A 13056-nucleotide genomic window follows, 5' to 3' on the forward strand; every position below is an offset into this window, starting at 1 on the left:
CATTAAGGTCATGAAAATATGCTGCTAGCAACTGCAAGCATCGGTCGTAAACTTTTGTTGTCTTTCATTGCGATGGCAATACTGGTCATGTTATCGGCACTTATTGGTGTGTCTGGATTTTCTTTGGTTGCCAAAACCGAAAGAAATGTCGTGGATTCTGCGATTCCCGCCATGATTGAGGCGAGGCAAGTCTCTGAGTTGAGTACTCGTATTATTTCGTCTGTACAAATGTTGTCGAACGCAAGAAACGAGCAGGAAAGAAAGGAGTCAGGGCGAGTGCTGTTCGAACAGCTCGAGTCTTTACTCACTCACATCAAGGAGCTCGGGAGTGAGTCGTTCGATTCTCAATTGTTAGAAGCTTTAGAGAATAACGTCCAGAACGTTATCGACAATTTGGCAGAACTCGGTGTTTCGGTTGAAAAAAAGCTGTGGCTTGCAAAAGAGATAGATACTCGTGTTGAAGAAATGCGTCTGCTCAGTGAAGAGCTAGAACAACTAACTCGTACGCAAGTTCAGAATACAAGCACCATTGCTGTTGCTAACGTCACGCATATTTATGACTTATTAGAATCGAATAAAAAATCGCAAGTTTATCAGGCGCTAGATGCACTGGTGGAGGTCGATCTTGATCTGACTGAGCGATTACATGAACTGCACTTGTTGGCCTTTAAAATGTTGAATCAGATTGAAGAGGCTCGGACATTAACGAATATTGAGCGAATTCAACAGGTTCAAAGTGATTTCGATAGCAACCTCAAAATCATGCAACGCCGTGTACTCGCTGTGGAAGATCCTACGCGCTCTAAGCAAATGAGCCAACTGCTCATAGAGCTTGGTAAGCGTCAGGTCGTATTTTCTATACTGATGCAGCAATACGAGAATAACGAACAGTCACAACAACTGATGCAAAAGACATTAGAGTTGTTCTCAGAGCTTAATGGCACGGTCAACAAATTGGTTGATGATTCAAACAAAACCACTACCGTCGCTGTAGACCAATTGACCAGCACACTGAAATTCGCTCAGTGGTCTTTAACCGTTATTTCAATTGTTGGTTTGATTGTATTGGTGCTGATTTTATGGCGTGTGGTGTACCTTTCTGTTGTGAAGCGGTTAGCTGAATATTCCGCTGCGTTGCTGTCTGTGGCGCAGGGTAACTTAGCGGTTGAGTTGGAAGTGAAAGGCAAAGATGAGTTGGCGCATATGGGGCAGGCCATCATCACGGCTCGTAATACCGCGCAAGCACTAAAAGTGGTAGCAGAGGGTGAAGCTCAAGCCAAGCGAGAGCTTGAGGAGCATAAAGAGCATTTAGAAGAGCTCGTTGAGCAGCGCACTTCGCAGTTAAAACAAGCAAACCGCCGTTTGAATGAAGAGGTTTTGAATCACGCTAAAGCTCGCAAGCAAGCAGAGCAAGCGAGCCGAGCAAAATCGGCATTCTTGGCGACGATGAGCCATGAGATAAGAACGCCAATGAACGGAGTGTTGGGGACAGCACGCTTGTTGATTGACTCAGGCCTCAACCCAATTCAAAAGCGTTATGCGGAAATCATTAATCGTAGTGGTAAAACGTTGCTCGCGATCCTTAATGATGTACTGGATTACTCCAAGATTGAAGCGGGGCATTTAGAAATTCGTCACATGGGCTTTGATTTACACCAAATGGTGGAGGACACTTTCCAGTTAATGAACAGTCGAGCACAAGAGAAGAAGCTGCTGTTCTCCTACCATATTGAAAGTGATGTTAGTCGCTACTGGAAAGGGGATGTCACCAGAATCAGTCAGGTGCTGAACAATCTCGTTGGTAACGCGATTAAGTTCACTGACGAAGGAGAAATTGATATCTACGTTAGCCTGAACCCTGAGGACGAGTCGCAAGTCCTGTTTGAAGTATCAGACACTGGAATAGGAATTGCCAAAAAATACCAGAGAACGTTGTTTGATGCCTTCACGCAAGCTGAAGGTGGGATGAGCCAAACTGGAGGCACGGGGCTTGGACTTGCCATCAGTAAGCGAATCATTGAAGCGATGGGCGGTGTTTTAGAAGTCGATTCCGAAGAGGGAAATGGTAGCCGATTCTGGTTCTCTATTCCGTTAGAGGAAAGCGAACCTATTGAAACAGGAACCGTGGCAACCGCACGTTGCAAAGTGAAAGCAAAGGTCTTGCTAGTAGAAGATAATGAAGTCAACCGAGTGGTCGCGGAAGGCTTTCTAGAAAGCATGGGGCACCAAGTCGTGATGGCAGAAAACGGCTCACAAGCAGAGCAACTGATCAGCACACAAGATTTTGATATCGCTTTGGTCGACATCAACCTCCCTGATTGTGATGGAACTGAGTTGATCCAACGCTTAAAGCGGATTGAGTGTGATAAGCCGGCCAATAAAGCGCTTGCCGTCACGCCAATGATTGCAGTGTCTGCGCACGTTTTTGCGGAAGAAGTTGAGCGCTATCTAGCCGCTGGTTTTGACGGATACTTGCCTAAGCCATTGGCAAAAGAGGCACTCGCGGCATTGATTCAGGATGCGCTAGACGGAAAGCCGTTGTTGTTGCCACAAAATGCCGACTGTACCCCGTTTGATCAAATTTCGCCTCAAGAACAAGAGCTACAATTAAAGGTCGTTCAAGCACCTAAAACAAAGGAACCCGATGTGGTTATCATTAATCCGAGCGTGATTGAGTCCGATATGAAAATCTTGGGCAGAGATAAGATGTTGCACATTATTAATCTGTTTAGATCCACCAGCACTGATGTATTAAGCAAACTGCAAGCGTCTGCTGAGGACAATGATAGTAAAGAAGTAAAGAACCTTGCCCATAAATTAAAGGGCAGCGCGGGAAGTTTAGGACTAACTGCATTAATGAACGCTTGCCAAGCAATTGAAGCCGCGGCTCAACCTTTAGATACCTATAATGCGACTAAAGATGATTTAGTTTCTCAAGTGTCTGCATCAATTCAAGCTCTGGATGAGTTAATGGCGAAGTAATCCATCGAGCATTGAAAATAAAAAAACCTCCGGCTTTCCGGAGGTTTTTTCTATTCGGTCATGTCATCTTCCCACTCGAATCGAGTGTCTAGGGCATAAGGGTCATCATCAAAAGGATGTTCCACTTTGCCACGCAAGTATTCGAGTTGATGCTCAAGCATATTGACCGTTTCGTAGTCTCCCTCAGAACAAGCAACGTAAATCTGTTGTTCAAGAGCGGCAATGTTATCTCGGATACCCATGAGAACCCCCTTAAATCATCATCGATTCTCAAAACGATTATAGTCAAGTAATCCAAATTCGATCGGTTGTTTTGTACGGTACCAATTGTGTAAACGATCGCTAAATGACCAGAATTTTTCTGAGCTTCTACGAATCGCAAAATTATCCAATAACTTAACGTAATCGGACTCGTTTTGGATGGCACTAAATTGATCGACAAAATCTTTTACTTGGTTTTCGTTGATCGAGAAAAATGCCGCAGGGTAGCTTCCCACAACGCCGCGTACAATGGTCATGTCATCGTTAGCAAAGTCACGGTTACTTTCTTCATCAAACAAGCTAGAGATGTTTGTGTGTGCATTGTTGTGAAGTAAGGTGAACAGTTCATCTTCCCCTGATTGACTTCTCACCATAAGCATAGTGATTTGCGGAACGGTTTTCAGGCCTTCACCACGAACGTGGTCAATGCGTTTTAGTTGTTTTTCATTACTCGCAGAAAGAGCCGTATCTTGAATTTCGTAGCGAGGCAGAAGCACACCTGAGACATGTTCTCTCAACAACTCCACCAACTCCGTTTTTGGATCGTCACTCTTATACTGAACGCTGGTTGGTTGGTTAAACGGCTTCACATTTCGTTGTAAAAAGTCACTCAACTGCGGGCTTTGATCTTTATACCAGCTAGATTGAAGTTCATGGCGCATATCGGCGGGTAACAAAGAGATAAAGTTACTTTCGCCTTCTAGACGCAAGAAGTCCATAAACATTCGTGTCATGAGCTGATGGCCGAAGTTACCGTAAACGTCAAACCCAGCAACAAGCAAATAGTGGATACGCTCTAGTAGCGCGTAGTCAAGAATCCACACTGTTTTAGGCTGCTCACCAACTAACCCTTGAACAACAGAAGCACTATCAAAATGGCGGAATATCGTTAATGCCGCATTATGGTTGGTGCCATTACCATCCCAAATTACATCGGTGGATAGGTTTTCACCTTCTTTAAACCAGTTATTAGTGAACTCAGATTTAGCCTCTAGGTAGCGAGCTTGTTGACGCGCGTACTTGACCCAGTTGGTAACAGGTAGCGTGTTACTTTCTTGCTCTGCCGGCAGTTTTAGATTATCAGCCTGAGATCGGTAAAACTCATTTACTTCTGGGATGTCTGCTTTATCTGGATCAAGGAAAAACACCCAAAAGCGATCATTGATAACATTCAATGCCAGTTGGCCACGACAAACTGGGCCTTTGATGTATGCCATTATTGTATTTTGTGCATTATCTAGCATGAACTTAAAGCGCGACTTCACTGGAAGGTCGATGAATGATGTCATCGGGTTTGCAGCAACTTCTGGTTCATAACTCGGTAGCTGACTAACCATGTAATCAGCATCAATAAACCAAGTTTTCCAGTTCTCTATGCGTTGCTTGTTTAACGCGAATGGCATGTGAGTTTTATCTACTATGGTCCCTTGCTCTGGAATAATTCGATAAAACACACGTTCAACCCCTGGATCATCGTACGGGCGACGCGTTGAAATACGTTTGACGGGCTGTCCTGGTGGTGTAGCAGAGCGGACGAGCGTGAAGAATCGGGGATCTTCATCGAGTTCCGAAAAGTAGAGATGAGATAAAAATAAATGCTCATATATATACCTAGCCATCAGCTGATTTTTCAAATCAGAGTGGTTAAGTAATGCTTCGTACTTATCTATTTGCGCTTGCTCTTTCTCACTAACAGGTCGGTGAACGTTCATTATTGCGCCGTTTTCCAACCAAGTCATGAGTGTGTGGTATTCACTGTTTGATAGGTTTGGCATACCAAAAGGCATTCCCCAGGTCGGGTTATCCTTTTCGTATTGCTCGTATTCTTCAATCGTCGGACAGGTTTGCTCTCGGTCTATCGAAAAGTCAAAGCCTTCTAACTGGACTTGGTCAGGCAATGGGTGGCGCTCTTTTTGTTGTAGCAAACGTGCGATAAGGCCTGCATCAATGTTGGCTGCCATGCTTTGATCACGTTCGTTGAGAACCGGATGAAAACCCGCATCGCGCCACTCTTGGGTTGTTTCTGCATCTTCGAATAAGCGTGTTGGTGCTGCGGCTGTGAGTCTTGTTCCTTCATATACCAGTGCTTTACTCGCACCACGGTCAATGCCCTCAACAGAAGAGAGCTTAAGTTGACATGGTGCATCGTAGCACGCGTGGCAGACGACACAGCGGTTATCCATAATGGGTTTAACTTCGCTTTGGAAGAAGTTTGCTTGAGGGGTTTCCACGTCAACTGTGCGTTCACGCACGAGCTGTGGACCAAACAGTTGGTCATAGTTAAGACCAGCATAGGTTGCACAGCCGGCAAACAAAGTAGCAATGCAAAGTGTAAAAATTAAGCGCAAATTCATTGAGTTATTTTACGTGATTAGAATTTGCATTAATTAAAGCAAAATAAGCGGTCAATTACCAAAAGTTGGGTCAATTAGCGTTAATTTTTCTGTTGATTGTCTGAGCGCTTGAAAATGTAACCCTGGCGGTGGACTGTCTGAATTCTGTCTGTTGGAACGCCTTCGTGAACTAGACGCTTTCTCATTCTGCTCATGTGCATATCGAGTGCTCGATCATGTTCAGTAAATTCACGTTTTAGTACTGTTTCGTAAAGAAAATGCTTACTAAGTACTTGATCTTGATGGTGAGTGAGAGTTTGCAGCAGCTTAAATTGAATGCTTGTTAACTGAACAGATTTCTTGTTTGGCAGGTAATTGAGTACCACAGAGTGAGTGCGCTTATCTAGTAATAGCTCCTCATCATTATGGTGAACGCCGTTGTGTTGGCATTGGGAAGTTTTTCCATTTGAAACCTTGGAGTCAAGCACACGGGTACCTTAATTATTAATAGTAGTAAAACGTATTATCATTAATATTTATATAAAAGCAATCAGGTACTTTATGAGCACTGTGATATGCGTAGACAATCTTAATATTTGAGATTAATAGTAGTGATGAATGGTGCGATGGCGCTCTGAACTAAAGTGCTATTGGAGTGCGTATTAGCTACAAATAACGGTGTAATGTTAGGCGAAGATAGAAAGAATTCTCATTTAGTAAATTCGCTTATCCGCTATTTGTGAACTATACATTCTGTTGCAGGAAGCACTTTTCTAATACACACAGAGGTTTATATGACAGCGAAATATGGCGTTAAACGCCGATTAGCGATTCTTGCCGCCGCTTTAATCGGTGCGACAAGTAGCAGTATCGCAGCAGAGAAACCAAATATTCTCGTCATTTGGGGTGATGATATTGGCCAGTCCAATCTCAGTGCTTACACGTTTGGCTTGATGGGGTACAAAACACCAAATATAGACAGTATCGCCAAAGAAGGCATGATGTTCACTGACTATTACGGTGAGCAATCTTGTACAGCGGGCCGTTCTACTTTCATTACGGGCCAAACCGTTCTTAGAACAGGTTTGAGTAAAGTGGGGCTTCCAGGTGCTGATCTTGGCTTGAAGGAAGAGGACGCAACCATTGCCGAAATGCTGAAGCCGATGGGCTATATGACAGGGCAATTTGGTAAAAACCACTTAGGTGATAAAGATGAGCACCTTCCTACTAATCACGGCTTCGATGAATTTTTTGGCAACCTTTATCACTTGAACGCCGAGGAGGAGCCAGAAAACGTCGATTATCCTAAAGATCCTGAGTTTCGTAAAAAGTTCGGTCCGCGCGGCGTTATCCGTTCGTACGCTGATGGCAAAATTGAAGATACAGGGCCTCTAACTCGCAAGCGCATGGAAACCGTGGATGAAGAGACGTTAGATGCGGCACTCGACTTTATGGATCGTGCCGTCAAGGCTGAAAAACCTTTCTTTGTCTGGTGGAACGCAACTCGTATGCACTTCCGTACTCATGTGAAAGAAGAGAACTCTGGAAAAACAGGTATCAGCGAGTATGCAGATGGTATGGTCGAGCATGATAACCATGTAGGTCAGCTACTGAAAAAAGTGGATGATTTGGGTATTAAAGACAACACAATCGTCTTTTACTCCACCGATAATGGCCCACACATGAACTCGTGGCCAGATGCAGGTACAACGCCATTCCGTGGAGAGAAAAATACCAACTGGGAAGGTGCGTACCGAGTTCCTGCGATGGTACGTTGGCCGGGTAAAATTAAAGCTGGCTCTGTTTCGAATGATATCATGCATCACATGGACTGGATGCCAACGTTCGTTGCTGCCGCGGGTGATGACAATATCAAAGAGAAATTGCTCAAAGGTTATAGTGCGAATGGTAAGAAATTCAAAGTTCACCTAGACGGCTATAACTTCCTACCATATTTGACTGGTAAAGAGGATAAGGCCCCACGAGAAGAAATTTTTTACTTCTCAGATGATGGAGACTTAACTGCACTTCGCTATAACAAATGGAAGCTGGTCTTTATGGAGCAACGAGCAAAAGGTACGTTGCGTATTTGGGCTGAACCATTCACCACACTTCGTGTTCCTAAGATCTTCAACTTGCGTATGGATCCTTACGAAGTGGCTGATATCACTTCTAACACTTACTACGATTGGATGCTAGACCGTGCTTACATGCTTGTTCCTGCGCAAGCTTACGTAGGCAGATTCCTTGAAACGTTTAAAGAGTTCCCACCAAGGCAAAAAGCAGCAAGCTTCTCGCTCGATCAAGTGATGGAGAAACTAAAAGAGAACCCAAATAAGTAGGAAAAGCTAAGTGAAGTATCACATATAGAAAGAGGCTCATTAAAATGAGCCTCTTTTTTATCTGTAAAACTCTATCTATTCAGGTTTGTAGAAAGCTTGATGACGAAAACGCCTAACGCTTCAATTGACAAGAGTTATAAACAAATTGGTTCGTAGCGGGCTGCCGTTAAGTTGGCTTTGATTTTTTCACGTAGAGCGATGTGGGCTGGGTTGTTTACCTCTCGCTTATGGTAGACGAACTTGTAAGGGATAGAGCGTATCGAAATGGGGCAGGGCAAAATTTGAAGTTTGAGCGCTTTGCTCCACTTGTTTGCAAAAGATTGAGACACGATCCCTAAACTGTCTCTTTGGGCGACATACAGCGCCATGCCCGCTAGCGAAGATGTGATCAAGTCGACTTTTCTTTCTTGAATTGTTTCCTTTGCTAGTTGCTCGAACCCCGACATGTTGTTCCATTTTCCTGAAAATAAACAGTGAGTTTCCTCATAAAATTGCTCTTTTGTGAGCGTGCCGTGTACACGGGGATGGTTCTCACGACAGATAACCACGGCTTCTTCCTCATAGGCATCTTCAATAATAAACGCTGCATCTTTTGTGATCACCGTATCGATTACTAGATCGACTTTTTGTTGTCTTAACAGCTCAAATAATAGGAATTTTTCGGGTGGTGATTCATAAAAAATAGTGTTCTTTATCGGGTCCATAATGTGCAACAAAATTTCCGAACAACACACTTCAAAATGATTTTTATCAGATATCGCATTGTCAATAATATTAACCGCTTGCTGGAATTGCGGCAGTAATTGATAAGCGGTGGAGGTTAGTGCGATCCCTCGTCCTTTTTTAACGAATAATTGCTTATCTACGACTTGCTCTAAACGCTTTATTGCAGCGCTCACAGCAGGTTGTGTAAGCCCTAATTGTTCCGCGGCTTTTGTATAAGATTGAAACTCCGCAACAACAAGAAAAGTTTGGATCAAATTCAAGTCCATAACGTCACTCATAAATTTAATTTATAGGTTAACTAATTTTGACTGCATTTATCGCCTGAAATTAGTGCTTTATCTTATATCAACAATGGTATTGAAAAGCGAATACCATTTTTACGCACTAGCGAACTCTTGGAGATAATATGAAAAATGCGACCAAAACGAGCAGTAAAAAACTCGTACTTAACGCATGTACGTTAGCTTTGGGCGCTGCATCTGCAGTTGCACATGCAGCGGACAAACCCAACATTCTTGTCATCTTTGGTGATGATGTTGGTTACTGGAACCTTAGTACCTACAACCAAGGCATGATGGCGTACAACACGCCAAACATCGATAGCATTGCTAAAGAGGGTGCGAAGTTCACTAACTTCTACGCACAGCAAAGCTCGACAGCAGGCCGTTCTGCATTCATCACTGGTCAAATGCCAAAACGTACAGGTCTATCAAAAGTGGGCTTACCAGGCGCTCCGGAAGGTATCTCGGAAAAAGATCCGACGATTGCAACCGTGCTTAAGCAAATGGGTTACGCAACCGGACAATTTGGTAAGAACCATTTAGGTGACCGAGACGAGCATCTTCCTACCAACCACGGTTTTGATGAATTCTTCGGCAACCTATACCACTTGAACGCAGAAGAAGAGCCAGAGAACGTGGATTACCCTAAAGATCCGGAGTTCAAGAAGAAATTTGGCCCTCGTGGCGTTATCCATTCTTACGCTGACGGCAAAATCGAAGATACCGGTCCACTTACGCGTAAGCGTATGGAAAATGTTGATGGTGAGTTTCTTGATGCCGCAAAAAGCTTCATAGAAAAACAAGTAAAAGCGGACAAGCCGTTCTTTACTTGGTTTAACACCACTCGCATGCACAACTTCACGCATGTTCCTGAAGAATACCAAGGTAAAACAGGTGCCGGTTTCTACGCGGATGGTGTTAAGCAGCACGATGACCAAATCGGTCAGCTACTTAACAAGATCAAAGAGTTAGGTGTGGATGACAATACAATCATTGTTTACACCACTGACAACGGCCCTATGGTTGATTTGTGGCCGGATGCAGGGATGACACCGTTCCGCTCAGAGAAAAACACTGGTTGGGAAGGGAGTTTCCGTGTGCCAATGTTAATTAAATGGCCTGGAAAAATTGAGGCAGGTAAAACATTCAACGGCATGATGTCATTAGAGGACTTTTTCCCGACACTAGTTGCTGCGGCAGGTGATACCAAAGTTAAAGACGAATTACTAAAAGGCAAAAAAGTTGGCGATATGGACTACAAAGTTCACCTAGACGGTTACAACCAACTGCCATATTTAACGGGTAAGTCAGACAAATCCGCACGAAATGAGTTCGTTTACTGGAGCGACGACGGCGATCTTGTGGCATTGCGCCAAGGAAAGTACAAGTTCCACTTTATGATTCAAGAGAATGAAACGGGTATGGATGTATGGCGTAAGCCGTTCACTAAACTTCGTGTGCCACTGATCTTTGACTTGAGCATTGATCCATTTGAACGAGGCGATCAAGGCATGGGTTATTCTCGTTGGATGTACGAGCGTTCATTCTTAATGATGCCAGCAATGGATACAGTGAAAGAGGTGATGGGTACATTCAAAGAATTCCCGCCTCGTATGGAAGCAGGTTCGTTCGTACCTAAGTCTTCTAAGTAAATTAAGATTATATAGCGCTTTTTGGAGCGCTATATACCCAAATAGCTTCACTTTTGCTGTACAGCGCTCACGAGGTTATTTGGGTATATGTAATAGTGAGAAACGTATGAGTAAGATTTCCCCTCGCCATTCTACTACTATGCCTATTGTTCCTCTTAAAACGGCGTCTAAAGCGCCTGTTCTGGGCGCGTATGACCGTCGATTCCATGTGATGGCAAAGCCAGGCGGAGCAAAGTGCAACATCGATTGTCAGTACTGCTTTTATCTGCATAAAGAAAATCTACTGCACCAAGAAAAGCAGCCAAAAATGGACGACGCAACACTGGAAGCGTTCGTGAAAAGCTATATCGAAAGTCAGGATGGCGAAGAAATTGTATTCTCATGGCAGGGCGGGGAGCCGACGCTGCTTGGGTTGGACTATTTCCGCAATGTCGTAGCTTTGCAAAAGAAATATCAGCCGAAAGGCGTTCGCATTGAAAACGACCTTCAGACCAACGGCATTTTGCTAAACGATGAGTGGTGTGCGTTTTTAAAAGAGCACAACTTCCTAGTTGGCTTGTCGATTGATGGACCACGAGAACTGCACGACAAATATCGCAAAACCCGCAGCGGTAAGCCAACGTTTGATCTCGTGATGAAAGCGGTAGATAAGCTCAAAGCGCATGGCGTGAAATTCAACGCGTTGGTCACGGTGAATCGTCACAATGCGAAATACCCGCTCGAAGTATATCGATTTTTAACCCAAGAATTGGGTGTGACTTATATTCAGTTTGCGCCGGTGGTAGAAGCCAACAACTTCCAAACAACCGCGCCGCAGTTTTGGAACGAACAGATGATCCCAACCAAAGGCAGTGATCTGGCTAAACCGGGGCATCCAATGTCGATTGTAACGGATTGGTCAGTCGATCCTGAAGACTGGGGACGCTTTTTAATGGCGACCTTTGAAGAGTGGGTGAATAACGATCTTGGCCGTGTGCTGGTTAATCTGTTTGAAACCGCGGTGGCGCAAGTAATGGGGAAACCGTCTCAGCTTTGCGTGACGGCGGAGTTTTGTGGCAAAGGGTTGGCGATTGAGCACAATGGCGACGTGTTCAGTTGCGACCACTATGTGTATCCAGAATACAAACTCGCCAACATTCATGAACACTCACTGAATGAAATGGCCTTCTCTACAAGACAATATACTTTTGGCATGGCAAAACGCGATTCATTGCCGACGTATTGTAAGCAATGCCCTTACTTGCCTTATTGTTGGGGTGAGTGCCCAAAAAACCGTTTGATCAAAACGCCGAATGGTGAGAGTGGTCTAAACTATTTGTGTTCGGGAATCAAAATGTTCTTTGATTATGCGTTACCGATGTTGGTTGGTCTTGCACAACTTCTCCAATCTCAAGAACCGCAAAGATAACATAGTGAATATAACCTTAAGTTATTTCATTTGTTCTTATACTTAACTATCGAAAAGACGGCTTAAACCATTGAAAAGGTATCCTATGAACCACGCACAACAAGCGATAAAAGAACTCATCGAACAAACAGAAAAAAGCGTCATTGGACAAAGCCACGTGGTTCGAGCTTTAGTCATCGGGTTATTAACAAATGGGCATATTCTGCTAGAAGGTTTACCGGGAACGGCAAAAACACGTTCCGTAAAATCTTTGGCGAACTTGTTAAACACCAGTTTTGGTCGAATCCAGTTTACGCCGGATCTTTTACCATCTGACGTGACGGGTACTGAGGTTTATCAAGAGCTGGATGGTAAGCCGCAACTCCATTTTCAGCCAGGGCCAATTTTTAACAGCATTGTACTTGCTGATGAGGTCAACCGTGCACCAGCCAAAGTACAAGCGGCACTGCTTGAAGCCATGGCCGAAGGCACAATAACGGTAGGCGATAAAACTCACGTATTGCCAGACTTATTTATGGTGCTTGCAACGCAAAACCCTGTAGAGCAAGAGGGCACGTACCCGCTGCCAGAAGCGCAAATGGACCGCTTTATCATGAAGGTTACCGTCGATTATCCAGAAGATGACGCCGAACGTGACATCATTCGTTTGGTGCGCAGTGAAGAATTGGGTGCGGAAACCAGCAGCGAAATTATTACGCCAAAACACATCGAGCCAGACGTGGTGCTAGAAGCGCGCCGTCAGTTACCAAACATCGTGGTATCGGACCTAGTGGAAAACTACATCGTTGCGTTAGTGATGGCGACTCGTAAGCCAGAGCGTTATGCCGATTCAAACTTAGCAAAATGGATTGAGATTGGCTCTAGTCCTCGTGCTTCCATCGCACTCGACAAATGCGCTCGTGCGTATGCGTGGATGCAAGGACGTGACCATGTGACTCCTGACGATGTGCGTGCCATGGTTCCGTCTGTATTGGGCCACCGTTTTTCTTTGACCTACGATGCACTGGCAGATGGGGTCGATCATCAACGAGTCGTACAAGAGCTGCTAGATTGTGTAGAAATTGGGTAAGT

9 protein-coding genes are annotated in these 13056 nt (G+C 44.4%); 5 read left to right on the plus strand and 4 right to left on the minus strand.

The window, feature by feature from the left end; genetic code table 11:
• Window positions 1-18: 18 nt before the first annotated feature.
• On the plus strand, window positions 19-2982 hold the full coding sequence (torS, locus tag R7Z49_RS18205) for a TMAO reductase system sensor histidine kinase/response regulator TorS (RefSeq protein WP_186585381.1): 2964 nt from the start codon (window positions 19-21) through the stop codon (window positions 2980-2982).
• A gap of 50 nt (window positions 2983-3032) precedes the next feature.
• Here torS and R7Z49_RS18210 read toward each other — a convergent pair whose 3' ends face one another.
• From R7Z49_RS18210 to R7Z49_RS18220, 3 genes are all read right to left on the minus strand, one after another.
• Complete coding sequence (locus R7Z49_RS18210; protein ID WP_005376565.1) at window positions 3033-3224, minus strand: hypothetical protein; 192 nt, start codon at window positions 3222-3224, stop codon at window positions 3033-3035.
• 18 nt (window positions 3225-3242) lie between these two features.
• A complete protein-coding gene (locus R7Z49_RS18215; protein ID WP_042520719.1) occupies window positions 3243-5597 on the minus strand; it encodes a fatty acid cis/trans isomerase in 2355 nt (784 codons plus the stop codon).
• A gap of 80 nt (window positions 5598-5677) precedes the next feature.
• Window positions 5678-6064: a winged helix-turn-helix domain-containing protein gene (locus tag R7Z49_RS18220; protein ID WP_005376561.1), complete on the minus strand. Its 387-nt coding sequence runs from the start codon at window positions 6062-6064 to the stop codon at window positions 5678-5680.
• A 306-nt stretch (window positions 6065-6370) separates the two neighbouring features.
• Here R7Z49_RS18220 and R7Z49_RS18225 point away from each other — a divergent pair, with 306 nt between their 5' ends.
• Window positions 6371-7918 carry an arylsulfatase gene (locus R7Z49_RS18225; protein WP_005376560.1) on the plus strand — a complete coding sequence of 516 codons (1548 nt, stop codon included), beginning with the start codon at window positions 6371-6373 and terminating at the stop codon, window positions 7916-7918.
• Window positions 7919-8052: 134 nt separating this feature from the next.
• Here R7Z49_RS18225 and R7Z49_RS18230 read toward each other — a convergent pair whose 3' ends face one another.
• Window positions 8053-8910: a LysR family transcriptional regulator gene (locus R7Z49_RS18230; protein ID WP_186585379.1), complete on the minus strand. Its 858-nt coding sequence runs from the start codon at window positions 8908-8910 to the stop codon at window positions 8053-8055.
• 140 nt (window positions 8911-9050) lie between these two features.
• Between R7Z49_RS18230 and R7Z49_RS18235 the strand changes: the two genes are divergently transcribed.
• The 3 genes from R7Z49_RS18235 (at window position 9051) to R7Z49_RS18245 (ending at window position 13054) form a co-directional block, all read left to right on the plus strand.
• On the plus strand, window positions 9051-10577 hold the full coding sequence (locus R7Z49_RS18235) for an arylsulfatase (RefSeq protein WP_186585377.1): 1527 nt from the start codon (window positions 9051-9053) through the stop codon (window positions 10575-10577).
• Between the two features lie 106 nt (window positions 10578-10683).
• Window positions 10684-11985, plus strand: a complete 1302-nt coding sequence (locus R7Z49_RS18240) for an anaerobic sulfatase maturase (RefSeq protein ID WP_033906479.1) — start codon at window positions 10684-10686, stop codon at window positions 11983-11985.
• An 85-nt stretch (window positions 11986-12070) separates the two neighbouring features.
• Complete coding sequence (locus R7Z49_RS18245) at window positions 12071-13054, plus strand: AAA family ATPase (RefSeq protein ID WP_005376549.1); 984 nt, start codon at window positions 12071-12073, stop codon at window positions 13052-13054.
• Window positions 13055-13056: the final 2 nt, after the last annotated feature.

The organism is Vibrio sp. 1562, assembly GCF_033340155.1.
Classification (GTDB): Bacteria; Pseudomonadota; Gammaproteobacteria; order Enterobacterales; family Vibrionaceae; genus Vibrio; species Vibrio alginolyticus.

Excerpts from the sequence above, each read along its gene's own strand:
- R7Z49_RS18225 (WP_005376560.1), top strand. The coding sequence starts at position 6,371 with ATGACAGCGAAATATGGCGTTAAACGCCGATTAGCGATTCTTGCCGCC.
- R7Z49_RS18245 (WP_005376549.1), top strand. The coding sequence starts at position 12,071 with ATGAACCACGCACAACAAGCGATAAAAGAACTCATCGAACAAACAGAA.
- R7Z49_RS18235 (WP_186585377.1), top strand. The coding sequence starts at position 9,051 with ATGAAAAATGCGACCAAAACGAGCAGTAAAAAACTCGTACTTAACGCA.
- R7Z49_RS18240 (WP_033906479.1), top strand. The coding sequence starts at position 10,684 with ATGAGTAAGATTTCCCCTCGCCATTCTACTACTATGCCTATTGTTCCT.
- R7Z49_RS18210 (WP_005376565.1), bottom strand. The coding sequence starts at position 3,224 with ATGGGTATCCGAGATAACATTGCCGCTCTTGAACAACAGATTTACGTT.
- R7Z49_RS18215 (WP_042520719.1), bottom strand. The coding sequence starts at position 5,597 with ATGAATTTGCGCTTAATTTTTACACTTTGCATTGCTACTTTGTTTGCC.
- R7Z49_RS18230 (WP_186585379.1), bottom strand. The coding sequence starts at position 8,910 with ATGGACTTGAATTTGATCCAAACTTTTCTTGTTGTTGCGGAGTTTCAA.
- torS (WP_186585381.1), top strand. The coding sequence starts at position 19 with ATGCTGCTAGCAACTGCAAGCATCGGTCGTAAACTTTTGTTGTCTTTC.